General features: G+C 73.1%; 18 protein-coding genes. 5 read left to right on the forward strand and 13 right to left on the reverse strand.

The features are described from left to right. Nucleotides 1–78: 78 nt before the first annotated feature. The 4 genes from ABZ128_RS27325 to ABZ128_RS27340 form a co-directional block, all read right to left on the reverse strand. A complete protein-coding gene (locus tag ABZ128_RS27325) occupies nucleotides 79–921 on the reverse strand; it encodes an arylamine N-acetyltransferase (RefSeq protein ID WP_356851536.1) in 843 nt (280 codons plus the stop codon). Next, entirely contained in the window at nucleotides 918–2,309 is a 1,392-nt protein-coding gene (locus ABZ128_RS27330; protein ID WP_356851538.1) for an FAD-binding oxidoreductase, read from the reverse strand. Before ABZ128_RS27330 ends, ABZ128_RS27325 begins: the two co-directional genes overlap by 4 nt. A 26-nt stretch (nucleotides 2,310–2,335) precedes the next feature. Then, a complete protein-coding gene (locus ABZ128_RS27335; protein WP_356851540.1) occupies nucleotides 2,336–3,550 on the reverse strand; it encodes an MFS transporter in 1,215 nt (404 codons plus the stop codon). Between the two features lie 80 nt (nucleotides 3,551–3,630). Next, nucleotides 3,631–5,292 (reverse strand): carboxylesterase family protein, encoded by a 1,662-nt coding sequence (locus ABZ128_RS27340; RefSeq protein ID WP_356851542.1) that lies wholly within the window; start codon nucleotides 5,290–5,292, stop codon nucleotides 3,631–3,633. A 252-nt stretch (nucleotides 5,293–5,544) separates the two neighbouring features. On the opposite strand from ABZ128_RS27340, the gene ABZ128_RS27345 reads away from it, so the two are divergent. The 4 genes from ABZ128_RS27345 (at nucleotide 5,545) to ABZ128_RS27360 (ending at nucleotide 10,277) form a co-directional block, all read left to right on the forward strand. Then, nucleotides 5,545–6,345: an arylamine N-acetyltransferase gene (locus tag ABZ128_RS27345; protein WP_356851544.1), complete on the forward strand. Its 801-nt coding sequence runs from the start codon at nucleotides 5,545–5,547 to the stop codon at nucleotides 6,343–6,345. 102 nt (nucleotides 6,346–6,447) lie between these two features. Next, nucleotides 6,448–7,551 (forward strand): AMP-binding protein, encoded by a 1,104-nt coding sequence (locus ABZ128_RS27350; protein ID WP_356851545.1) that lies wholly within the window; start codon nucleotides 6,448–6,450, stop codon nucleotides 7,549–7,551. Continuing rightward, on the forward strand, nucleotides 7,551–8,933 hold the full coding sequence (locus ABZ128_RS27355; protein ID WP_356851547.1) for an aldehyde dehydrogenase family protein: 1,383 nt from the start codon (nucleotides 7,551–7,553) through the stop codon (nucleotides 8,931–8,933). The genes ABZ128_RS27350 and ABZ128_RS27355 overlap by 1 nt, the downstream gene beginning before the upstream one ends. 129 nt (nucleotides 8,934–9,062) lie before the next feature. Beyond that, entirely contained in the window at nucleotides 9,063–10,277 is a 1,215-nt protein-coding gene (locus ABZ128_RS27360; protein ID WP_356851549.1) for an acyltransferase, read from the forward strand. Between the two features lie 87 nt (nucleotides 10,278–10,364). On the opposite strand, the gene ABZ128_RS27365 is transcribed toward ABZ128_RS27360, so the two are convergent. The 9 genes from ABZ128_RS27365 to ABZ128_RS27405 all read right to left on the reverse strand — a co-directional run bounded on the left by ABZ128_RS27365 (nucleotide 10,365) and on the right by ABZ128_RS27405 (nucleotide 23,360). Continuing rightward, entirely contained in the window at nucleotides 10,365–11,585 is a 1,221-nt protein-coding gene (locus ABZ128_RS27365) for an FAD-dependent oxidoreductase (protein WP_356851550.1), read from the reverse strand. Continuing rightward, entirely contained in the window at nucleotides 11,582–12,982 is a 1,401-nt protein-coding gene (locus ABZ128_RS27370; RefSeq protein WP_356851552.1) for an FAD-dependent oxidoreductase, read from the reverse strand. Before ABZ128_RS27370 ends, ABZ128_RS27365 begins: the two co-directional genes overlap by 4 nt. Next, nucleotides 12,979–15,066 carry a molybdopterin oxidoreductase family protein gene (locus tag ABZ128_RS27375; protein ID WP_356851553.1) on the reverse strand — a complete coding sequence of 696 codons (2,088 nt, stop codon included), beginning with the start codon at nucleotides 15,064–15,066 and terminating at the stop codon, nucleotides 12,979–12,981. Before ABZ128_RS27375 ends, ABZ128_RS27370 begins: the two co-directional genes overlap by 4 nt. Continuing rightward, entirely contained in the window at nucleotides 15,050–16,441 is a 1,392-nt protein-coding gene (locus tag ABZ128_RS27380; RefSeq protein ID WP_356851555.1) for a nitrate/nitrite transporter, read from the reverse strand. Before ABZ128_RS27380 ends, ABZ128_RS27375 begins: the two co-directional genes overlap by 17 nt. Before the next feature lie 97 nt (nucleotides 16,442–16,538). Continuing rightward, on the reverse strand, nucleotides 16,539–17,954 hold the full coding sequence (gene pcaB / locus ABZ128_RS27385) for a 3-carboxy-cis,cis-muconate cycloisomerase (RefSeq protein ID WP_356851557.1): 1,416 nt from the start codon (nucleotides 17,952–17,954) through the stop codon (nucleotides 16,539–16,541). Then, nucleotides 17,951–19,939: an FAD/NAD(P)-binding protein gene (locus ABZ128_RS27390; protein ID WP_356851558.1), complete on the reverse strand. Its 1,989-nt coding sequence runs from the start codon at nucleotides 19,937–19,939 to the stop codon at nucleotides 17,951–17,953. Before ABZ128_RS27390 ends, pcaB begins: the two co-directional genes overlap by 4 nt. After that, complete coding sequence (locus tag ABZ128_RS27395; protein WP_356851559.1) at nucleotides 19,936–21,159, reverse strand: FAD-dependent oxidoreductase; 1,224 nt, start codon at nucleotides 21,157–21,159, stop codon at nucleotides 19,936–19,938. Before ABZ128_RS27395 ends, ABZ128_RS27390 begins: the two co-directional genes overlap by 4 nt. Beyond that, complete coding sequence (locus ABZ128_RS27400; protein ID WP_356851561.1) at nucleotides 21,159–22,751, reverse strand: AMP-binding protein; 1,593 nt, start codon at nucleotides 22,749–22,751, stop codon at nucleotides 21,159–21,161. Before ABZ128_RS27400 ends, ABZ128_RS27395 begins: the two co-directional genes overlap by 1 nt. 57 nt (nucleotides 22,752–22,808) lie before the next feature. Next, a complete protein-coding gene (locus ABZ128_RS27405) occupies nucleotides 22,809–23,360 on the reverse strand; it encodes an SRPBCC family protein (RefSeq protein WP_356851562.1) in 552 nt (183 codons plus the stop codon). Between the two features lie 164 nt (nucleotides 23,361–23,524). Here ABZ128_RS27405 and ABZ128_RS27410 point away from each other — a divergent pair, with 164 nt between their 5' ends. Beyond that, complete coding sequence (locus ABZ128_RS27410; protein WP_356851564.1) at nucleotides 23,525–24,181, forward strand: TetR/AcrR family transcriptional regulator; 657 nt, start codon at nucleotides 23,525–23,527, stop codon at nucleotides 24,179–24,181. Nucleotides 24,182–24,191: the final 10 nt, after the last annotated feature.

Genomic DNA, 24,191 nt, shown 5'->3' on the forward strand with positions numbered 1-24,191 from the left:
GCGGTGGAAAATGCAGGAATCCCCGCGCCGGCCGGCGCGGGGATTTCCGCGGGGAAGGGAAGATATAAAGGGAAAGGGTCAGTCGATTTGCATGATGATGCGGATCGCCGGGTCGACGTCCGGCTGCTTCGGCATGGCGGCCGGGTCGATGACGACGCCGAAGTGCTCCTCGTAAGCGGCGCGCAGGGCGTCGTCGTCGGCCAGCTCCACCGTCGTGGTGCCGCTGCCGTCCGTGCGCGTGAGTTCCCGGCCGTTGACGGTGACCCGGCCGGACTCGTTCTGGATCGAGCAGATGAGGTTGTGCAGGAACACCGAGTCCGGCGCCGTGCGGTACCACCACAGGGTCGGGTAGAAGTCCCCGATCCGCACCGGCCGTTCGTCCAGCCGGTACTGGATGTTCCCGTTCAGCTCGACCTGGACGAAGCCGTCGTCGGTCCGGACCACCCGGTAGTCCCCGTGCGGGTCCTTCTGCACCTCCGCCGAGTCGATCTGCAGCGGGAAGCGGCTGTTCTTGCCGAAGCCGGCGTCGACCAGCCAGTCCTGCCCGTCCAGCCGCACCCGCAGCGCCAGGTGGCACAGCGGGGCGCCGAAGGCCCCGCCGAGGAACACCTGGCCTGCCAGGATCTCCACGGAGAAGCCGAGGGCCTCCAGCAGGTGCCCGAAGGACGGGTTCAGCTCGTAGCAGCCGCCGCCGCGGCGCCGCGTGACGATCTTGTCGTAGAGGAAGTCCCGTTCCAGGCCCAGCTCGGCGCCCTCGACGTGGTAGTCGATGTTCTCGAACGGCACCGACAGCACGTGCCGCTCCTGCAGGTGCCGCAGCGCGTGCAGGTCGGCCCGCTCGGGCCGGCGCGCGCCGATGCGCTCCAGGTACGCGTCCACCATCGCTTCGCTGAGCATGTTCTTCTTCGTCTCCTGTGTCATCGGGACTGCCACCCGGTGGGCGGGATGTTGTGGTTCACGCGGAACACGTTCTGCGGGTCGTACGCGTCCTTGACCGTGACGAGCCGGGCGTAGGTCTCCTCGTCGTACGCCGACTTCAGGTGCTGAGGGGAGCTCTCCAGCGCGCTGATGAAGCTGAGGAACGGGCCTCCGATGCGCCAGGGCTCCATCGTCTCGATCAGCCGCTCCTGGAACTCCCGCACGTCCTGGACGTGCTCGGGCCACACGGGGGCCCCGGCGAACAGCGTGTACGCCGTCTCGCGGTGCGGCAGCGCGTTGGCGTGCTCGGGCTGCCGGCCCAGCGCGCCGCCGAGGTGGCGCAGTTCGATGCCGGGGCGCACCGCGTCCGCGCCCTCCTTGATCAGCGGGAGCAGCGTGTCGATCGCCGCGTCGTCGAGCTCGCGGATGCGGGTGGAGCGCTCGTAGTAGACGAATGGAACGGTCGGGTCCATGTTGATCTCCGCGACCCGCGTGTACGGCATGTCCGCGACGGTGTCGAGGACCGGCTCGGCGATCTCGCGCAGCGGGCGCACCAGCGCCTCGCCCTCCTCGTTGGACCCGTTGAAGGCGATCCGGATGTGGGCGAGGAAGCGGCCGCGGACCGGCTCCGGCAGGACGTCGATGTCCGGGAAGCGCATCACGGCGATGGAGGACTGCATCCGGTCGGGGACCGTCCGCGTCCAGTCCCGCCAGGTGCGCAGGATCGTGTCGATGTGCTCGCCGGGCAGGAACAGGCCGCCGCCGTAGAGCCGGGCCACCGGGAAGAGGCCGATCTCCAGGGAGGTGACCACGCCGAAGTTGCCCTTGCCGCCGCGCAGCGCCCAGAACAGGTCCGGGTGCTCCTCGGGGGAGACGTGCCGCAGTTCGCCGTCCGCGGTGACCAGGTCGATGTTCTTGACGTGGTCGGCGGAGTAGCCGTACGAGCGGCCGAGCGGGCCGAGGCCGCCGCCGAGCGTGTACGAGACCACGCCGACGCCCGGGGAGGCGCCGTTGAGCGGTGCCAGGCCGAAGGCGGCGGCCTCCTCGATGACCCGGCTCCACTGGACGCCGGGCTCGACGCGGGCGGTGCGCGCGCGGGGGTCGATCCGTACGCCCCTGAGGTTGCGGGTGTTGATCAGCACGGCCCCGTCGGCGGGCAGCGAGACGCCGTGGCCGGTGGCCTGGACCGCGACGGCGAGGCCGTGGGCTGCGGCGAAGCGCACGGTGGCGAGGATGTCGGCGGTGCCGTCGGCCACGACCACGGCGGCGGGCCGGCTGTCCGGCAGGATCCGGTTGAAGCCGAGCGTCTCCTCCTTGTAGGCGTCGGTGCCGGGCAGCAGCAGCGGGCCGCGCAGCTCTGCTCCGAGGGCGGAAAAGTCGGGGCTGGTCACAGGGGTTCCTTTCGGTAACGGGGTGTTCACCGGGCGGCCTTGCCGGAGGTCCGCAGGCTCGGGAGGGTGAGCGCGGTGAGCAGGACCACGACCCCGCCGAGCCAGGCCACGGTGATCAGCTCCACCTGGTCGACGATCAGACCGCCGACGAGTGCGCCGAGCGCGATGGCGAGGTTGAAGACCGACACCCACAGCGCGGAGGCGGCCTCCATCGCGTCGGGCGCGGACTTGAGCATCCAGGTCTGCAGGCTGACGGAGACGCCGCCGAAGGCCAGGCCCCACAGGATCAGCAGCGCGATGCCGCCGGCCTGGGTCTTGCCGAGCAGCGGGAAGAGCAGCATCGCGGCGGCCAGGGCGACGATGATGACGGCCATGGTGCGGCCCAGGTTCTTCGCGACGGCCGCTCCGGCGACGAAGTTGCCGACGATGCCGGCGACGCCGAAGCCCAGCAGCAGGACGCTGATCAGGTCCTCGTCGATGCCGGAGACCTGCTGGAGCATCGGGCTGACGTAGGTGTACGCGGCCAGGTGGCCGGTGACGATGAGGGCGGTGGCGATGATGCCGGCCCGTACGCCGCGGTTGGCGAACTGACCGATCAGCTCGCGCACGCCGACGGGCCGGGTGGCGGGCAGCGCGGGCAGCAGGGCCAGCAGGGCGACGAGCACCGCGAAGGCGAGGACGCCGAGCGTGGCGAACGCGGTGCGCCAGCCGGCCAGCCCGCCGATCAGGGTGCCGGTGGGCACGCCGAGGACGTTGGCGGCGGCGACGCCGCCGAAGATGAGCGCGGTGGCCCGGGGGATCGCCGCGGGCTGGACCAGGCGGAAGGCGAGACCGCCCGCGATGGCCCAGAAGCCGCCGATGGTGATGCCGACGAGCACGCGCGAGGCGAGCAGTACGCCGAAGTTGGGTGCGAGGACGGTGACCAGGTTGGCGACCGCCATCACGGTCATCAGGCCGACCAGCAGGAAGCGCCGGTCCAGTCGGCCGACGAGCACCGGGATCAGCGGCGCGGACAGCGCCGCGACGAGGCCGGGCACCGTGACCATCAGTCCGGCGGTGCCCTCGGAGACGTGCAGGGCGGAGCCGACCGAGGTGAGCAGGCCGATCGGCAGCTGCTCGGCGGTGACCAGGGTGAAGATGCCGACCGCGACGGAGACGACGGCGAACCAGGCCTTCAGCGGGGTCCGCTGCGCCACCTCCTGTTCTGCGGCGGTCTCGGCGGTTGTTTCCAGGGTTGCCATGGCAAGAACCTCATTCGTGTCTCTGGGGGCGGGTGCGGCCGCCGCGCCGGGTTCGCCGTCGGGGCGGCCGTCGGAGCAGGTCAGGGGCGGGGGACCCAGCCGGCCTCGTCCCAGAACCGCAGCTGCCGGAGCTTCGACGTGGTCGCGGTCTGCGCGATCCGCTCACCGCCGAGGACCAGGGTGCTGGGCCGCTCGGGATCGAAGACCGGCCACTCGGGGGCGCCGGGAGCGGCGGGCACGCCGTCGCGGGCGAAGGCGGCCACCAGGTCCATGAAGGTTTCGGAGACGGCGCGTTCCTGCGGGCGGTCGTGGAAGAGGGGCGTGGCCTGCGGTACCGGGTAGGTCGCGGCGATCGCGGCGGTGTCGGCGTAGGTCCCGAAGAGGAACGGCGAGGTCGCCTCGTGCGGGGTGCCGTGGTGCGGGGGCCGGACGGGCTGGGCGAACTCCATGACCCACTGCGGGGAGCGGCCCTGGCGGGCGTGCCGCTCCGAGAGCCGCATGATCTGGTAGCGGAACAGCGCGTCGCCCCAGATCTCCGTCCACAGCGACAGCGGGTCCTGCGGCAGCCCGTCGGCCGCGGCCGCCTCGCGGTAGGCGGCGATGCAGGCGTCGACGAGCTCGTACGGGACCTTGGCCATGCCCTTCTCCAGGACGCCCCGGACGGCCTCCCGCAGTTCGGCCGCGTCGGCGGGCGGCGGGGTCGGGGTGGGCTGCGGCGGGCACGGGCCGGTGTAGAAGGAGCCCTCGGTCCGGGTGTGCACGGCCAGGACCGGCACCTCGGGCGTGGGCAGTTCCCAGTCGAAGGCGCTCATCCAGCGGCCGTCGACGACTGGCCCGCGGAACTCGCGGCCGCTGCCCACCGCGCGCTCGCCCGGCAGCCCGCCGAACAGCTCCTCCCAGGCCTCCATCAGCGCGGGGGCGGGCACCTCGCGCAGCCCCGGCACGGTGGTGCCGAAGCGCTGCGCGAGCAGCTCGTACGCCTGGCGGGAGTCGGCCGGGGTCAGCGAGGTGGAGGGGTCCCACACGTGGCAGGCGCTGATGGGGACGATCCGGCGGATGATGTGTGCCAGTTCGGGCATGAGCGCGAGCTGCCAGGTGCTCGCGCCGCCCGCCGAGGTGCCCGCGACGGTGATGTTGCCGGGGTCGCCGCCGAAGGCCGCGGCGTTCGCGTGGACCCAGCGCAGCAGGGCCGCCTGGTCCTGGAGCCCCCAGTTGGCGAAGTCGCCGGTCTCCGGGTCGGCGAGCTCCTCGTGCAGGCCGAAACCGAGGGCGCCGAGACGGTAGTTGAAGGTGATGACGACCAGGTCGCCGCGGTCGGCGAGGCGGGCGCCGTCGTAGACCGGCAGGCTGCCGCCGCCGACCATCCAGCCGCCGCCGTGGATGTAGACGAGCACCGGCCGGCTGCCGTCGGTGGCGGGCGTCCAGACGTTGGCGTAGAGGGAGTCCTCGCCGCTGGCCGGGATGATCGGCTGGAGTGACTCGGGGGCGAAGGCCGTGGCGTCGCGTACGCCGCTCCACGGGACGGGCGGCCGCGGCGAGGCGAAGCGCAGGGCGCCGACGGGCGGGGCGGCGTAGGGCACCCCGCGGAAGACGGACAGCCGTCCGGCGCGCTGCCCGGCGATCACCCCGGCGCCGGTGTGGACCAGCACGGCCGCTGCTGCGGCCGCGGCTGCGGTTGCGTCGTCGGTCTCGTTTCCGGTCCGGTTGTCCGGTGAAGGGCTGGTGGCGGCGGAGAGGGACATGGCCGTGAGTACTCCATCGTCGGCGACGGGCGGTCAGTCACGCCGACTCCACGGTGATGCCCATTCGAACCGAATGTGCCGCGTCGGATGACTCTGGACCATCCGATGCTGGTAACCGCGCAAGAAGGCGGCAACAAAGCGAAGGGCACTGTGTCAGGTGCCGGGTTGTCCGTCAGATCGAGCCGGGAGCAGGCCGGTGCCGTGTTTTCATTCGGCGTACGCTGCCGGGTTCGAATCGTCAAGGAGAATGCGATGCTGGACGAAGCGGAAGTGGCCGAATACCTCGACAGGATCGGCGCGAAAAGGCCGGAGGAGGCGGATCTCGAAGGGCTGCGCCACCTCCAGGAGCGCCATGTCCTGTCGGTGCCCTTCGAAAACATCGACTACCACCTGGACCGGACGATCCACCTCGGCGAGCAGGTCGTCGACAAGATCGTGCGCGGGCGCCGCGGCGGCGGCTGCTACGAGGTGAACTCGGCCTTCGCCGTCCTGCTGGGCTCCCTCGGGTACGCCGTCGAGATCCTGCCGGGCCGGGTGTACCGGCCGGACGGCCTCGGGCCGGCGATGTGCCATCTGGCGCTGCGCGTGACCGTCGGCGGCGAGCCCTGGCTGGTGGACGCCGGATTCGGCCGCAACAGCCGCCACCCGCTCCGTCTCACCACCTCTGACCTGCAACAGGACCCGCACGGGGAGTACCGGGTCAGCCCCGCGCCGGGCGGCGGCCACGACGTGGAGCTCGACGGCAGGCCGCTGTACCGGCTCGACGACCGGCCCTGCCGCCTGGACGACTTCGGTCCGACGCTGTGGTGGTGGCGCACCAGCCCGGACTCCCCGTTCCTCCAGGAGCTGTTCTGCTCCATGCCGCTGGCCGACGGCCGGGTCACGCTCAAGAACAACCGCCTGGTCCGGATCGAGGGCGGAGCCCGCACGATCGAGAAACTCGACGGCGAGGAGGCGGTTCTGGCCGCTTACCGCACCCACTTCGGAATGATTCTCGACGAACTCCCGCAAGGCGGTGGCGCGAACCGGACCGTCGGGATCCAGCTGACCTGACACAGACAGTTGACGTACTCACCGGAAGGGCGTGGACCCGGCCGCGGGGCTCCGCGCACGATGCGAAGAGTACGGCGTTACTCCGTACCCGGAAGGAGCATTGTGTCCACCGTTGATCCCTTGCTGGAATTTCCACTCGACACCCAGCCGGACCCCGACGAATTCCTGCGCGCCGCGCTGCGCTGGCATTTCTCCCCGGAAACGGGTTCGCCGTTCTGGCTGGAACGCGCGGGAAGCCTCGGATTCGACCCGCTGACCGACATCGGCGGATTCGCCGACCTGTCCAGGTTCCCGAACCTCGCGAACGAGCTGCGCCACGTGCGCGCCGAGGACCTCATACCGCGCGGCTACGGGGAGAACCCGGATGTCGTGGGCGTCTACGAGAGCGGCGGCACCACCGGCGCCCCCAAGCGCATCGTCCTGCTCCAGGAGTGGCTGGACCGGCTGCTGGCCTGGAGCAGCGCGCAGCTGGACCGCCACGGCGTCCCGCAGAACGTGAACTGGCTCGTCGTCGCACCGACCGGCCCGCACATGGTCGGTGACGTGATCAAGCGGCAGACCGCCTTCCGCGGCGGCCTCGCCTTCACCGTCGACCTCGACCCGCGCTGGGTGAAGAAGCTCATCTCCGAGGGCAAGACCGCGGAGGCGGGCGCCTACGCCGAGCACATCGTCGACCAGGTGGCCTTCCTGCTCCAGACGCAGGACATCGGCGTCCTGATGTGCACCCCGCCGGTCCTGGAGCGGCTCGCCCGCCGCGAGGACCTCGCCAAGCTCATCGACGACAAGGTCAAGGCGATCAACTGGGTCGGTACCCAGATGGACGCCGACACCCGCTACCTGTACCGCACCGAGGTCTTCCCCAAGGCGCACCTCTACAGCGGCTACGGCTCGACGATGATCCTCGGCAACGCCAGCGAGCGCCCGGGCCTGACCGACGACGACCCGTGCATCTACGACCCGTTCTCCCCGCACATGGTCTTCGACGTGGTCGACCCCGAGACGCGGCAGACCGTCCCGTACGGCGAGCGCGGCCAGGTCGTGATGCACCACGTCAGCAAGAGCCTGTTCATGCCGAACAACCTGGAGCGCGACTACGCGACCCGCGTCCCCGCGCCCGAGGGCGTCTGGCAGCTCGGCGACTCCGTGGCGGACATCGCCCCGGTCCAGGAGTTCGACAACGAGACCGTCATCGAAGGGGTCTACTAATGGATGCCGGGAGCGCCGGTCTGATCACGCTGGACGCGCTCGGGCCCTCGGGACCCTTCCGCGCGCGCAAGCGGATGACCGTCACCGATGTGACGGGCGCCCCGGCCGCCGAACTCAGCCTGGTGCCCAAGCTGTTCGTGACGCGGGCGATGGACGCCCTGCGCAAGGCCCGCACGCTCCCGCTCGACGAGCGGACCGCCGCGCTGGCCCGGGCCGGGAAGATCTTCGCCGAGGAGACCATCGACGGCCTGTCGTTCGCGGAGTACGAGCGTACGGTCGCCCGGGTCTCCGGGGTGCCGCTGGGTGTCGTACAGGCCGCGACGGCCGCCATCATCGAGGCCACCGAGCTGTCCCGGTTCGCCGCCTACCAGGCGCGGCCGGCCGGCGCGGTGGAGGACTGGCGTGCCGAGGGCACCCGCGGCGGCAGTGCGGTGTGGACCCGGCGCGGCGACGTGTTCGCGGTGCACGCGGCCGGCAACCACCCCGGGCCGCACTCGCTGTGGGTCGAGGCCCTCGCGCTCGGCTACCGGGTCGCCGTACGGCCCTCGCGCCGCGAGCCCTTCACCCCGCACCGGCTGATCTCGGCGCTGCGGGCCGCGGGCTTCGCGGGCGACCAGGTCGTGCTGCTGCCCACGGACTACGACGCGGCGGACGAGATCCTGCGCAGCGCCGACTTCGGCCTCGTCTACGGCGGCGACGACGTCGTGCGCAAGTACGCGGGCACCAACGTGCTCCCGCAGGGCCCCGGCCGCTCCAAGATGCTGATCCCCGCGGGTGTCGACTGGCGCGACCACCTCGACACCATCGTGGACTCCATCAGCCACCAGGGCGGTGTGGCCTGCATCAACGCCACCACCGTGCTCGTCGACGGCGATCCGGCCCCGCTCGCGCAGGCCATCGCCGAGCGGCTCGCCACCATCCCCAGCCTGCCCCCCGAGGACGAGAAGGCCGTCCTCGCGGTGCAGCCGGTGGAGGGGGCGCGGGCCATCGAGAAGTTCCTGCTCGCCAAGGCGGCGGGGACCACGGCGCACCTGGGCGGCGACGGCATCGTCGAGGAGCTCGGCGACGGCAGCGCCGTACTGCGCCCGTCCGTGCACCAGCTGGAGCGGCCGGACGCCGAGCAGGCCGGCATCGAGCTGCCCTTCCCGTGCGTGTGGGTGGCCCCGTGGTCGCCGGCCGACGGGATCGGGCCGCTGCGCAACTCCCTGGTGCTGACGGCCTTCACGGACGACGAGGCGCTGATCGACGAGCTGCTCGCGGAGCCCACCATCAGCAACGTCTACCTCGGCGACCACCCGACCTACTGGATCCGGCCGGGTGTTCCGCACGACGGCTACCTCGGCGAGTTCCTGATGCGGACCAAGACCGTCATCCGCGACTGAGCCGCCGTCCCACCGCAAGACCGGGTGGGTCCGGCCCGCGGCGTGCACAGCGCCCGGGCCGGACCCGTCCTGCTCATCCCGTCCCTCCATCCCGCACCCACCCGTCACTCACCAAGGAGCATCTTTGTCATGCCCATGAACGGAACGGGCACTTCCAGACCCGCGAGAGCGCCCAGGCTCGACTCCCTGACCGGTCTGCGCTTCCCCGCGGCCCTCCTGGTCTTCTTCTTCCACGCCTCCCTCGGCGTGCCGTGGATCAGGCTGTTCCAGGAGGACTCCGCCAACGACGCCCTCGCGAAGTACGCCTCGCAGGCCGGCGCCCTCGGCGTCACGTTCTTCTTCGTGCTCAGCGGTTTCGTCCTGACCTGGTCGGCCCGGGACCAGGACACCATGCGGGCCTTCTGGCGCCGCCGCTTCGTCAAGATCTACCCGAACTACGTGATCACCTGGGCGCTCGCGCTGGTCACCTTCGCGGCGGTCATGACGAAGCCCTGGCAGGCCGTGGTCAACCTGCTCATGCTCCAGGTGTGGGTGCCCGACTTCGCCACCAACTTCAGCGTGGACCCGCCGAGCTGGTCCCTCGGCGCCGAGGCGGTCTTCTACCTGTCCTTCCCGGTGCTGTTCCTGCTGATCAAGAAGATCGCGCCGGCCCGGCTGAAGTACTGGATCGCGGGTGTCGTCGCCGCCGTCCTGCTCACCCCGACGCTGACCTACGCGGTCATCGAGAACACCGGCATGCAGATGCCCGGCGCCGACGGCACCTCGACGGTGCAGTACTGGTTCGCGTACGTCCTGCCGCCCGTCCGGCTGCTGGACTTCGCCCTCGGCATCCTCGTCGCGCGCGCCGTGATGGCGGGCCGCTGGCGCAACATCGGCATGACCTGGTCGGCGCTGCTGCTGGCCGTCAGCTACGCCGTCGCCATGTACGTCCCCCACCTGTACGGGCAGCGCTCGGTCACGCTCATCCCGATCGTGCTGCTGATCGCGGCCGTCGCCTCCCGTGACGCGGAGGGCAAGCCCACGCCGTTCAAGAACCGCTTCATGATCTGGCTCGGCGAGATCTCCTTCGCCTTCTACCTGCTGCACTACATCGTGCTCGCCTACTCCCGCTCCCTGCTGGGCGACCAGCTGTTCTCGACGCCCGTCGGCATCGCCCTGATCGCCGGCCAGATCGTCGCCACCGTGCTGCTGTCCTGGGCGCTGTACGCGTGGGTGGAGGCGCCGATCACCCGCCGGTTCTCCAGCTCCCGCAAGGCCAGGGCGGCCAAGGCCGCGCGGGCCGGGGCCGCGGTCCCCGCCGGCGCCTCGCCGGAGGCCGAGGGCCGCACCCTCGAAACCGTCTGACCCCTCGCACCGACCCGCTCCACCCGCCGCCCTCCGGGAACCCCACGTCCCGGAGGGCGGCCGCTTCATGCCGCCTTCACGTCGCCTTCATGTCGCGGGAGCCAGCAGCCGGTGTCCCGCGGCCGGCAGTCCCCGGCCCACGAAGGGCCGTATCTCGCCGTACGCCCGGGCGTCGCCGACCAGGATCCCGCCCAGCAGGGTGCGGCAGTCCGCGGCCAGGACCAGCTTCGCGTAGGTCCCCGCCGTCTCGTCCAGGCGGCTCAGCTCCACCGCTCCCGCGCTGCTCGCCTGGGCGTCGCCGAAGCTCGCCACCTCCACCCCGAGCAGCTTCAGCCGGGTCGACAGGTCCGCCTCCCCGAACGGGTCCGCGGGCAGGTCCAGCAACTGCCGGGCGACCGAGGAGGCCATCCGGTAGCCCGGCGCGGCCAGCCCGTGGCAGCGCCCTTCCACCGCCGCGCACTCGCCGATCGCCCAGATCCGCCCGTCCCCGGTCCGGCACAGCCCGTCCACCAGGAATCCGCCGCGCTCGCCCGTGGCCAGGCCGGCCGCAGCGGCCAGTTCGTCCCGGGGCCGCACTCCCGCCGAGAACACCACCACGGCCGCCTCCAGGGACGTACCGTCGGCCAGGGCCACCGCGGCGGCCCTTCCGTCGGGACCGGCCTCGACCGCGGCCGTCGCCGTACCGCAGTGCACCCGCAGCCCCTGCTCCTCGACGCGCCGCCCGAGCACACCGCCGCCGGCGGCGTCCACCTGTACGGGCATCAACCGCGGGGCGAGCTCCACCACGTGCGGCTCCATGCCGAGCAGCCGCAGCGCGTTCGCCGCCTCCAGCCCCAGGAGGCCGCCGCCGATCACCACACCGGGGCGGCCCGGTACGGCCGCCCCGCGGATCGCGTCGAGGTCGTCGAGGGAGCGGTAGACGTGGCAGCCCGGCAGATCGTGCCCCGGCACCGGCGGGACGAACGGCCGCGAGCCGGTGGCCAGCACCAGGGCGTCGTAGCCCACCACCTCGCCGGAGGCGGTGACCACCGAGCGCCCCGCGCGGTCCACCGAGGCCACCGCGGTGCCCAGCCGCAGGTCGATCAGCGGGTCGTCCAGGAACCCGGGGGCCGCCAGCGTCAGGTCCGCCGCGCTCCTGCCGTCGAGGTAGGAGGAGAGCGCGACCCGGTCGTACGCGGGGTGCCGCTCCTCCGCCAGGACCACGATCCGCCAGGCTCCCGCGGTGTCGAGGGAACGCAGCTCCTCCACGAGGCGGTGGGCGGCCATGCCGTATCCGGCGACGACCAGGGTGCGCTGGGTGCGGTTCACGAGGTGCTGCTCCCTTCGATGCGGGCCGCGGCGCCGCACAGCGCGCGCACGGCGTCCGTGCAGCCGCCGCAGCCGGTGGTGGCCCGGGTCGCCGCGGCGATCTGCGCCACGTCGGCGGCGCCGGCCCGGCAGGCTTCGGTGATGGTGTGCTTGGTGACGGTGTTGCAGCGGCAGACCACCGCGTCGTCGGGCAGCTCGTCGCTCCCGGGGGCGGCCGGCGCGATGCCGAGCAGGAACTCCAGCCGCCCGGCCGGCACCGGCAGGTCCTGCTCGTAGAGCCGGCTCACGGCGGCCACCGCCCGGGGCAGTCCGAGCAGCACCGCCCCGGTGATCCGCCCGCCGTCCAGGGTCAGCCGGGCGTACCGGCCGCGCGCCGCATCGGCGAAGGCGACGACCTCCGAGCCCGCGGCCGGAGCCGCGCCGCCCCCCAGCCGGACCAGGTCGAGGCCGGGCACCCGCAGCCGGGCGACGTGCCGGGTCCCGGTGTGGGGCGCGGGGTCGCCGGCCAGCTGCCGGGCCAGCGACTCCGCCTGCGCCCAGGCCGGTTCGAGGTGCCCGGCGGTGTCGGCGGGGTGCTCGGCGCAGTCACCGATGGCGTGGATGCGCGGGTCGTCGGTGCGCAGCATGCCGTCCACCACCACGCCTGAGCGGACGGCGAGCCCGGCCCGGCGGGCGAGCGAGGTCTCCGGGACGGCGCCGGTGCACAGCAGCAGCAGGTCGGCCGCCAGCACCCGCCCGTCGTCGAGGGTGAGCTTGCCGGAGCAGTACCCGGCCGCCTCCCGCCCGGTGTGGACCTCCACCCCGAGCTCCTGGAGACGCCGGGTCAGGAGCGGGCCGGCGGTGGTGTCCAGGTGCCGGTCCAGCGGATGCGGACCGCGGTGGACGAGGGCCACCTCGTGGCCCGCCCGGCGCAGCGCGGCGGCCGCCTCCACCCCGAGCATCCCGGCGCCCAGCACCACCGCCCGGCCCGTCCCCTGGGCCCCGAGAAGCGCGACATCGGCGAGGGTCCGCGGGGCGGCCACCCCGTCCTGCGGGGACGGCACCCGGGGCAGTCCGGGGATCCGGGGGACGACCGGCCGGGACCCGGTGGCCAGCACCAGCGTGTCGTAGCGGTGCACGGAGCCGTCGGCGGTGTGCACCCGCCGACGGGCGCGGTCGATGCGGGTCGCGCCGACCCCGGTGCGCAGGCGCGTCCCGGGGGGCAGCGCGGGCAGGGCGAGGGCGTCCGGGCCCAGGGTGCCGTCCAGTACCGAGCCCAGCAGCACCCGGTGGTACGGGGCTTGCGGCTCGGCGCCGAGCACGGTGACCGGGCCGCGGTGGCCGTGGCGGTGCAGCCGCTCCACGAACCGGTGCGCGGCCGGGCCGCCGCCGACGACCAGCACCTCGCCCGCGCTCACAGCCCGGCCTCCGCCGGCTCCAGCCGCACCGCGCAGACCTTGAACTCGGGCATCCTGCTGCGCGGGTCGAGGGCGGGGCTGGTGATCAGGTTGGCCCGGCCGGCCCCGGCGAAGTGGAACGGCAGGAACACCGTGTCCGTGCGCAGCGAGCCGATCAGGCGGACCCGGGCGAGCGCGGCGCCGCGCGCCGAGACCACCCGGGCCATCGCCCCCTCGTGCAGCCCGTGCCGGCGCGCGGTGTCGGGGTGCACCTCGACGAAGGCCTCCGGTGCGGCCGCGGCCAGCTCGGGCACCCGGCGGGTCTGCGCGCCCGACTGGTACTGGGCGAGCACCCGGCCGGTCGTGGCGTACAGCGGGAAGTCCGCGCCGGGGGTCTCGGCGGCGTCGCGGTGCTCGACCTCGGCGAAGCGGGCCAGCCCGTCCGGGTGGGCGAAGCCGTCGAGGAAGAGGCGGGGCGTGCCGGGGTGGGCCTGCGCGCCCGCGCCGGTGTCGGGGCACGGCCAGTGCAGGGCCTCGCCCGCGTCGAGCCGTTCGTAGCTGATGCCGGAGTAGTCGGCCTTCCCGCCGCGCGAGGCCCGGCGCAGCTCCTCGAACACCTCGCGGGGCGCGGTCGGGAAGCGGCCGGGGTCCTGGCCGAGCCGGACGGCGATGCCGTGCAGCACGTCCAGGTCGCTGCGGGCCTCTCCGGGCGGCGTCAGCAGCCGGCGCCGGCGCAGCACCCTGCCCTCCAGGCTGGTCATGGTGCCCTCCTCCTCCGCCCACTGGGTGACGGGCAGGACGACGTCGGCCAGTTCGGCGGTCTCCGAGGGCACGAAGTCGGCGACGACCAGCAGGTCCAGCGACTTCAGCCGGTCGGCGATCCGGGCGGCGCGGGGCGCGGAGACGACCGGGTTCGAGCCGAAGACCAGCAGGGCGCGCGGGCCGCCGTCCGTGCCGAGCGCGTCGAGGAGTTCGTACGCGCTGCGCCCGGGGCCCGGCAGCTCGTCCGGCGACACCCCCCACACCTCGGCGACATGGGCGCGCGCGGCGGGATCGGCCAGCATCCGGTAGCCGGGCAACTGGTCGGCTTTCTGGCCGTGTTCGCGTCCGCCCTGGCCGTTGCCCTGGCCGGTCAGGCAGCCGTAGCCGCTGCCCTCCCGGCCGGGCAGGCCGAGGGTGAGCGCGAGGTTGATGAAGGCGGCGACCGTGTCGGTGCCCTTGCTGTGCTGTTCGGCGCCGCGCCCGGTCAGGACGTACGCCCGCCGCGCGCCCGCCAGCAGCCCCACGGCCTCGCGCATCTCGGCCACGGGGACCCCGGTGACGCGCTCCACCCGCTCCGGCCACCAGGCGGCGGCCCGCTTCCAGGCGGCCTCGAAGCCGGTGGTGCGCTTGTTCAGGTAGCCGTGGTCGGCGTGGCCCTCGGTGACGGCGAGGTGCAGCAGCCCCAGGGCGAGCGCGAGGTCGGTGCCGGGGGCCGGCTGGAGGTGCAGGGCGGCGGCCTCGGCGGTCGGGGTGCGGCGCGGATCGATGACGATCAGCTGCGCGCGGGCCAGGTGGCGCATCAGCGGCGGCATCGTCTCGGCCGGGTTGGCCCCGGCGAGCAGGACCACCTCGGCGGCTGCGAGGTCGGTGACGGGGAAGGGCAGGCCGCGGTCGAGTCCGAAGGCCGCGGTGCCGGCGGCGGCGGCGGAGGACATGCAGAACCGGCCGTTGTAGTCGATCTGGCTGGTGCCGAGCGCGACCCGGGCGAACTTGCCGAGCTGGTAGGCCTTTTCGTTGGTGAGACCGCCGCCGCCGAACACGCCGACGGCGTCCGGCCCGTGTGCGGCGCGGATCTCCCGGAGCCGGCCGGCGATGGTGTCGAGGGCCTCCTCCCAGGTGGCGGGGGCGAGCCGGCCGTCGGCGCCGCGCACCAGCGGGCGGGTGAGCCGGCCCGGGGTGTCGAGCACGGCCGGTGCGGTCCAGCCCTTCTGGCACAGGCCGCCCTGGTTGACCGGGAACGCCGTCGGCTCGACGCGGGTACGGCCGTCCTCACGGGTGAGGCGGGTGCCGCACTGCAGGGCGCAGTAGGGGCAGTGGGTCTCGACGTCAGCCACGGGAGACACCGGCCAGTTCGCGCCGGGCGGCGGCGGCGTCGCCGTCGGTGGCGGGGCGGCGGCGCAGGTAGACCGCCCAGGTGACCAGCACGCACACCAGGTAGAAGCCGAGGAAGGCCAGGAAGGCGGGCTCGCCGGAGGCCGAGGGGCCGCTGTAGGCGCTGCGGAAGGCCAGGTTGACGCCGACTCCGCCGAGCGCGCCGACCGCGCCCGCGATGCCGATCACCGCGCCGGAGAGCCTGCGGGCCCGGGCGAAGGCCCCGGCCGCGTCGTGGCCGGAGGTGACCTCGTCCTGCGCCTGCCGGGCGAAGGCGGCGGGGATCATCTTGTAGGTGGAGCCGTTGCCCGTGCCGGTCAGCACGAACAGGGCGGTGAAGCCGGCGATGAACAGCCCGTACGAGCCCTGCGCGGAGGCCACCAGCAGGACCCCGGTCCCCGCGGCCATTGCGCAGAACGTCACCAGGGTGACCCGCGCCCCGCCCCACCGGTCGGCCAGCAACCCGCCCACCGGCCGGAACAGCGAGCCGAGGAGCGGCCCGAGGAAGGTGTGGGCGGCGGACTGAAGCGGGGTGGCCCCGAACTGGCTCTGCAGGACCAGGCCGAAGGCGAAGCCGTAGCCGATGAACGAGCCGAAGGTGCCGACGTACAGCAGGGAGATCCACCAGGTGTGCGGATTGCGGGCGGCCTCGCGCTGGGCGCCGGGCGCGCTGCGCACGGCCGCGAAGTTGTCCATCTTCAGCGCCGCGAGCAGCGAGGCCAGGGCGATCAGCGGGAGGTAGACGGCGATGACGTACGCGGGGTGCGTGCTGCCCGCGGTGGCGATCACCAGCAGGCCGATGAGCTGGATCGCGGCGACCCCGAGGTTGCCGCCGCCCGCGTTGATGCCGAGGGCCCAGCCCTGGAGGCGCTGCGGGAACAGGGCGGTGATGTTGGTCATCGAGGAGGCGAAGTTCCCCCCGCCGACCCCGCCGGCCGCGCCGATCAGCAGGAACACCCACAGCGGGGTGCCGGGCCGCTGGACGAACCAGAACGCGGCGAGGGCGGGCAGGAGCAGGACCGCCGAGGCGAAGACGGTCCAGTTGCGGCCGCCGAAGCGGGTGACCGCGTAGCTGTAGGGCAGGCGCAGGGCCGCGCCGACCAGGGTGGGCACCACGACGAGCAGGAACTTCTGCGAGGCCGTGAAGCCCAGGCCTATCTCGGGTGACATGAAGAGCACCAGGACCGACCACATGCTCCACACGGAGAAGCCGATGTGCTCGGAGAGGACCGAGAGGATCAGGTTGCGGCGGGCGATGCGCTTGCCGGAGCGCTGCCAGAACTCCTCGTTCTCCGGGTCCCAGTCCTCGATCCAGCGTCCGGTGGCGGGCCGTGCGGGCGGCGTCATGGCTCCTCGGCTTTCTACTCGGGGTCCGACTTCACTGAACTATACAGTTCAGTTCAGTCACGCTCAATGGGTCGGCCCCGCCGAGTCGTTCGAAAGATCAGCCCCGCCGCGTCAGTGCCCGGTCCACGAGCGGCCCCGCGCCCCCGGTGTACGTCGCCGGGTCGCACAGCGCCGCCAGCTCCTGCCTGCTCCAGCGCCCGTCGAGCAGCGGTTCCCCGGCGAGCAGTTCGTGCAGCGGGCGTCCGCTCTCCTCGGCTTCGGCCGAGACCCGGGTCAGCAGCTCCTTCGCCGCCGCCTTGCCCAACTGCGGCGCGAGCACGGCCGCGACCCGCTCGGAGACGATCCGGCTGCCGGTCAGCAGCAGGTTGGCGCGCATCCGCCCGGGCCGGGCCTCCAGGCCCTCGGCGAGTTCGACCGCGGTGTGGGCGGCGCCCCCGGCGAGGCGCAGGCATTCGCGCAGCAGCTGCCATTCGGCGTGCCAGGCGCCTGCCGAGCGCTCGTCCTCGGACACCAGGCACTGCACCAGCCCGGTGGCGAGCACCGGCACCTGCAGGGCGGCGCTGCGCAGCAGGGTGCTCAGGACCGGATTGCGCTTGTGGGGCATGGCCGAGGAGCTGCCGCGGCCGGCCACGGCGGGTTCGGCGACCTCGGCGACCTCGGTGCGGGACAGGTTCTGCACGTCGACGGCGATCTTGCCGAGGGCGCCCGCGGTGAAGGCGAGGGCCGCGGCGAGGTCGGCCATCGGCGTGCGCAGCACGTGCCAGGGCAGGGCGGGCCGGGCGAGTCCGGTCTCGGCGGCGAAGGCCTCCACCAGCCGGTCCAGGTAGGCGCCCGGCTCGGGCTGCCCGCCGGCGTGGTCGATGCGGGCGTACTCCAGGTACCCGGCCAGCGTCCCGGCGGCCCCGCCGAGCGCCACCGGCAGACCGCCCTCCTGGACCCGGGCCAGCCGCTCGTCCGCGTCCAGCACCAGCTGCCGCCAGCCGGCCGCCTTCAGCCCGAAGGTGGTGGGCACGGCCTGGAGGGCCAGGGTCCGTCCCGCCATGGCCGTGTCCCGGTGCTCGGCGGCCAGGCGGCCCAGCGCGGCCGCGGTGCGCCCGAGGTCGGCCCGGACGAGCCGCAGCGTGCGGTCGGCGACCAGCATGGCTCCGGTGTCGAGGATGTCCTGGCTGGTGGAGCCGCGGTGCACGTACTCGGCGGCCTTCGGGTCCTCCTGCGCCACCACCCGGGTCAGCGCCTGCACCAGGCCGACCACCGGGTTCGCCGTCTCCCGGGCGGCCAGGGCGAGCGCCCGCAGGTCGAGCCGGTCCGCGCGGGCCGCCCGGGTGATGGCGTCGGCGGCCTCCTGCGGGAGGGTGCCGAGCGCGGCCTGGGCCCGCGCCAGGGCGGCTTCGGCATCGAGCATGGCCTGGAGCCAGGCCAGGTCGGACACGGCCTCCTCGGCGGGGGTACCGGCGCGCACGGGCGAGAGCAGTCCGGCGTCGGTCAGGAGGTCCTGGCGCGGCAGGGAGCTCATACCAGGACCCCGGTCAGGTCGGTCTCGGCGGGCAGCGGGGCGACCCCGGAGGGGACCGTGGCCGCGGCCGGAAGGGCCAGGACGGAGCGGGCGATCGCGTCGGAGTCCCCGAGGGTGACCGAGTCGACGCCGGGGCGGATGCCGGCCGCGGTGACCCAGTGCACGGACTCCGTGGGCACCCCGTAGGCGAACCGGCGCGGGTGGGCGCGGCCGCGTGCGTCGAGCAGCCGGTACGGGCGCTCGGTGACGGCGAGGCCGCCCGACTCGTAGCTGGTGCCGTCGGACCCGGCGATCCGGTAGGTGGTGCACTGCTCGGTGTCGAGCAGGTGGCGCAGCAGCGGGTCGTCGGTGCGCCGCAGGTCGGGCTCGGGCAGGCGGGCCTCGATCAGCACGGTGGCGCGGACCACCGGGCCCGGGACGGTGCGGGAACTGGCGACGAAGGTGGCCTGGTCGCCGGCGGCGGTGTCGACGCGGATCTCGGTCCCCGGACCGGTCAGGACGAGCACCCCCGCCTCGATCAGGGCGATCATCTCCTCGATGCGGGAGGCCGGCGGGCCGATGGACAGGAAGGCGTTCAGCGGGGTGTACCAGCCCTCCAGGTCGTCGCGGTGCGAATCGCCGTCCAGTCCGCCGTGGTCGACGGCGAGGCGGATCTCGTTGCGCAGGTCGCGCATGACGTCCAGGGCGGCCTTCAGGGGACCGCTGAGATTGCCGGCCCTGGCCTGCGCGACGTCCTGCTCCAGGTATCCGACGAGCCACTGCCGGAAGTCCTCCCGGCTGGTGAACTCACGGTCGCCGTACGGACGGGAGAGCTTCTCCCAGTCCCAGCGCTGCTCCTCCTCGATGCCGTGGACGTCCAGCAGCGAGGCCCGGTCCTCCTCGTTCTCCAGCGACAGGAAGCGGGTGGTGAAGCCTTCGCGTTCGTCGCCGCGGCCCCGGGTCTCCAGCAGGGTGCCGTAGTAGACGCTCTCCGTCTCGCGGGAGATCAGCGGCCACAGGTCCGCGGAGAAGCTGATGCCCTCGCCGCCCCGGGAGCGGGCACGCAGGCCGGCGATGGCCTCGGGGGTGAGCAGCCGCGGCAGGTAGCGGCCGTACGCGCCCTTCTCGTTCTCGCCGCGGGCATGGTAGGGGATGCCGCGCCGGGAACTGGCGTACAGCACCGGCTCGTTGCCGGAGGGCCGGTAGGCCAGGCGGCCGTCCTCGCCGCGGACGAAGGTTCCGCCGCGCCCGGCGGTGAAGAGCGCCATGTGGTCGAAGAAGTTCAGCCCGAGACCGCGCAGCAGGACGTTCTCGCCGGGCTTCACGGCCTTGAGGTCCAGGTCGGCGGGGTTGGCGGGCGTGACGTAGGTGAGGTGGTGGATCCGGGCGAGGCTCGCGGTCTTCGCCTCGCGGGGGGTCAGCCGGGCGGGTACGTGCCCTTGCGCCATGACGATGGCGTCGAGGTGGTCGAGCCGCGTGCCGTCCTCCAGCCGGACGCCCTGCCGGCCGCCGGGCGTGCCGTGCGTGTCGGCCATGGCCACGGCGCGGGAGCGGTGCACCTCGACCGTGACGTGCTCCGGGGCGCCCTGCACGACGCGCTCGAAGGTGGCGCTCAGGTAGCTGCCGTAGAAGGCGCGGGTGGGGTAGGTGTTCGGTCCCAGGCGGCGGGCCTCGGCGAGGGTCGCCCCGTCCGCATCGCCGTTCGCGGCGATGGCCTGGGCCCACTCGTACAGGCTGGGGCCGGGCTCGATCGGGCCCTCGGTGCGGACGCTGTCGTCGGTGTAGACGGTGATCTGCGAGGCGACCGTGTTCATCAGCAGGTGCTGGGACTGGTCGGGGCGCCAGACCTGGCCGGCGCCGGGGGCCGAGGGGTCGACCACGTGGACGGTGACCGCGCTGTGGGCCGGGTTCTGCCGCTCGTTGGCGCACAGGCGCTCCAGCACGGACAGGCCGCGCGGTCCGGCGCCGATGATCGCGACCTGGATCCGGCCCTGGTGGACGCTCATCGCTGGACTCCGTTTCGGTCGGTGGTGCCGGTGATCCCGGTGGGCTCGCCGGTCGTGCGGGCGCCGTGCATCCAGGCCACGTAGTCGTGGAGCTGGTCGGGGGTGAGGGCGGACAGGGCGGCGTTGCGGTCGCCGGCGGCGGACCCGGAGGTGTGCCAGAGCTTGATGCTCTCGCGGGCCAGGAGCTGGATCCGGGCGGTGCGCTCGCGCCGGTCGGCGTTGAACTTCTCGAAGCGCTGCGGGAGTTCACCAGTGGAGCAGTCGAGCAGGTCGCCGAGGATCACGGCGTCCTCCAGGCCCTGGCAGGCGCCCTGCGCCACGTAGTGGAGCATCGGGTGGGCGGCGTCGCCGAGGAGGGCGACCCGGCCGTCGGTCCAGGTGTCGACCGGGTCCCGGTCGACGAGGACCCAGGACTTCCAGCCCTCGCCGAGGGCGAGCAGGCGCTGCGCGTCCTCGCCGAGGGAGGCGAACTCGCGGCGGATGTCGCCCTGGGTGGCGGGGACCCCGGCGAGCATCTCGGTCGCCTTGTTGTCGCTGCTCGCCGCCAGGTTGAGGTACTTGCCGCCGGCGATCGGGTAGTGCACGAAGTGGCAGCCCGGCCCGGTCCACCAGGTCACGGAGGTCAGGTGGCGCAGCTCCGCGGGGACCTGCTCCATCGGGATGACGGCGCGGTAGACGGTGATCCCGGAGTTGCGGGGCGCGCCGTCGCCGACGAGCTGGGCGCGGATCGCGGAGTGGATGCCGTCGGCGCCGATCAGGGCGTCGCCGGTGATGCGTTCGCCGCCCTCCAGGAGGACGGTGGCGCCGTTCGCGTCCTGCTCGTAGCCGACGGCGGCGGCGGCGCTGCGCAGTTCCACGGCGTCCTCGGCCCGGCAGGCCTCCAGCAGCGTGGTGTGCAGCTCGGCGCGGTGGACGACGGCGTACGGGTTGCCGAACCGCTCGCGGTAGCGCTCCGTCAGGTCCATGCTGACCACGTGCTCCCCGGTGACCCCGTCCATGAACCGCAGGGCGTCCATCCGTACGGCGGTGGAGCGGACGGCCTCGCCGAGGCCGAGGCGGTCCAGGGCGTGCAGGCCGTTGGGGGCGAGCTGGATGCCGGCGCCGATCTCGGCGAACTCGGGGGCGCGTTCGAGGACCAGGACGCGGTGTCCCTGCCGGGCGACGGCGAGGGCCGTGGCCAGCCCGCCGATTCCGCCGCCGACGATGATCAGCTTCGACATCAGACCTTCTCCTCAATGCCGGCGGGGGAGGGGGCGCCGGCGGTGAGCAGCCGGGCGAGCTCCAGCCGCTTGATCTTGGTGGTGGCCGTCTGCGGCAGGTCGGACTGGCGCCACTGGACGGGGTCGGCCATCGGGGGGAGGCCGGCGGTGGCGGCCTTCCAGGCCTCCGGGTCGAGCGGCTTGTCGTCCTTGGTGCAGACGACGGGGACGGCCCGGCCGGTCTCGTCGGGGATGATGATGACCTCGGCGAGCTCCTCCAGCCGGGTGAACAGGGTGTCCTCGGCGGCGAGGGTGGAGCCGAATCCCTCGATCAGGTCGACCTCGCGGTCCAGCAGGTGCACGCAGCCCCACTTGGTGCGGTAGCCGACGTCGCCCATGCGCCACCAGCCGTCGTTGACCTGCTTGTCGTAACGTTCCTGCTCGCCGAGGTAGGTGACGATCCGGCCGTCGCTGCGTACCTCGATGAAGCCCGGGTTGGTCTCGGACGGCGGCAGGCCGTTGCGGCTGACGACGCGGACGTCGGTCATGCCGGGGAAGGGCATGCCCACGCAGCGGCCGTCGGCGTCGAGCCCGCGGCGCCTGGAGAAGGAGCGGGCGACGGCGGGGCCGATCTCGCTCTGTCCGTAGAGCTGGCCGAAGACGGCGCCCTTGCGCCGGGTGGCGGCGAGCAGCCGCTGCACCGTGCGCGGGTGGATGGCGTCGAAGGTGCTGCTGAAGAGCTTCACGTTCGACAGGGGTCCGCGCGGGTCGTCCGCGAGTTCCTCCCACTCCATGAAGGAGTTGGGGTGGGCCTCCAGGATGCCGGGACGCAGCCGGGCGAAGAGGTCGGCGGCGTGCTTGGGGTCGGAATCGGCGAGGACGACGATGGGGAAGCCGCGGAAGAGGGAGATGGCGAGGGCGGTGATCAGCCGCGAGTGGACGAAGGAGACGTGCATGGCGATGGTCTCGCGGCCCGGGAGCAGCGGCTTGGCGATCGCCGCCTGCGGGCGGTAGCGGGCCTGCAGGGTGGCCCCGGTGTGTACGGCCAGCTTCGGGGTGCCGGTGGTGCCCGAGGTGTGGGTGATCAGGGTGGGGTGCTCGGGCGGCATGGTGACGGCCGGGACCCGGGGGGAGCCGGCCAGCGAGGCCAGTTCGGTGGCCTGCTGGTAGCTGCCGGAGGTCAGCAGGACCTGCGAGGCCTCCTCGAAGACCGAGGCGGGCAGCTCGGTCTCCAGCTTGTTCTGGTCGGTGATCAGGTAGGGCTGGTCGGTACGGCGTACGAGTTCGGCGACCGTCTCGCCGTCGAGCTTCGGCGACAGCAGCACCGGCACCGCGCCGATGCGGGCCACCGCGCAGGCCAGCAGGGTGATGTCGAAGCCGTCGGACTTGTAGACGACCACGCGGCGGCTGGGGCGGACGTCGGCGGCCCAGAGCCGGGAGGCGATGTCGTCGATCAGGTCGGCGACCTCGGCCACGGTCGCCCGGCGCCCCAGTGAGGGGGCGATGTCCAGGTCGTGATCGAGGATCACGACGTTCGTCGGGTGCTTGGCGGCAGCCCGTTCGAAGAGCGTTCCGAGCCGGATGCCCTTGTTCCCGATGCGCTGGAGAATCATCGTCTAGCCTCTCTGGGGTCCCTTGCGGTGGAGTCGGTCACGGGGTGGGGCGGGTGCTCAGGCGGGCTGCCCGGCGAGGTCCTTCTCGATGACGGCCTTGATGCGCTCCAGGGTCCGGGCGAGGTCGCCGGCCACCTTCTCGCCCCACTCGGCGAAGAACTGCTGCTTCTGCGTCTCGTCCATCTCGGCGGTGATCCCGCGGATCCCCTCGGTGGCGGAGCCCATCCGGAAGTGGTGGGCGAGCAGGCTGCCCTCGCCGTCCGCCTCGATGGAGAAGCCCCAGACGCTGTCCTGCTTCTCGCCGGAGCTGTTGTGCATGGCCCACTGGAAGGTCCGCCCCGGCTCGGCGGCGACGACCTCGGCGTACGTCGTCCACTTGCCGCGCACCACCGGCGCCCAGGCGACGACGTCCTCGCTGCGCTCGTTCTCGCCGCGGAACACCGAGCCGACCGCGCCCGGGGCGCCGGAGCTCCACTCCCCGCCGAGGCACTCGGGGCTCCACTCGCCGCTGCGCGCCAGGTCGCTGACGACGGCGTAGACCTCGGCCGGTGCGGCGTCGACCCGGACCTGGGCGCGCGACCGGAAGAGGGGAGTCTGGGTGGCGCTCATGGGTGGGTCCTCCTGTTGCGTGTTCGGATGCTTCAACTGCCGTACTGGTGCGCCCCTTTCGGCGCCTCGGCTAGATGAACCATACAGTTCAGTTCAACTGAACGCAACGGTACAGTTCAGTTGGGATCTAGACTGGAGCCCGCAGCCGAGGAGTAGGGATCGACATGAGCGCACGGACCGGCACCAACGAAGCCCCCCAGCCCGTCCCCACGGGGGCGCGTGCCGCGCGCAAGCGCCAGGCCATCCTGGAGGCGGCGCGCACGGTCTTCCTGCGCGAGGGCTTCGGGGCGGGGGTGGACCAGCTGGCCGCCGAGGCGGGCGTCTCCAAGGTCACCATCTACAACCACTTCGGCAGCAAGGAGAACCTGTTCAACGCGGTGATCGGGCAGACGCTCGACGAGGCGCTGGAGGTGGCCCAGTCGGTGATCCAGGCCAGGCTCGCCGAGTCCGACGACGTCCGCGCCGACCTGCTGGAGGCCTGCCGCACCTGGGTCGCCGGACTCACCTCGCCGGAGGTCCTGGCCCTGCGCAACGTGATCGCGGGCGAGCGCCACCGCTTCCCCGAGCTCGGCACCACCTGGCAGGAGGAGGGCCCCGGCCGCCAGCACGCGGCCCTGGCGGCGGCCCTCGGCCGGCTCGACCGGCGCGGGCTGCTGCGCATCCCGGACATGGAGCTGGCGGTGCTCCAGCTCTCCGGCCTGGTCCTCTCCCCGCACCTGGTCTACGGCGTCTACGGCACGGCCCTGGACGCGGACCTCGCGGAACGGCTGGTGCAGGGCGGAGTGGACATGTTCCTGAACCAGTACGGGGTCAAGGAGTAACCTGCGGCGG

It is taken from the genome of Streptomyces sp. NPDC006326 (assembly GCF_040612915.1).
Lineage (GTDB): Bacteria > Actinomycetota > Actinomycetes > Streptomycetales > Streptomycetaceae > Streptomyces.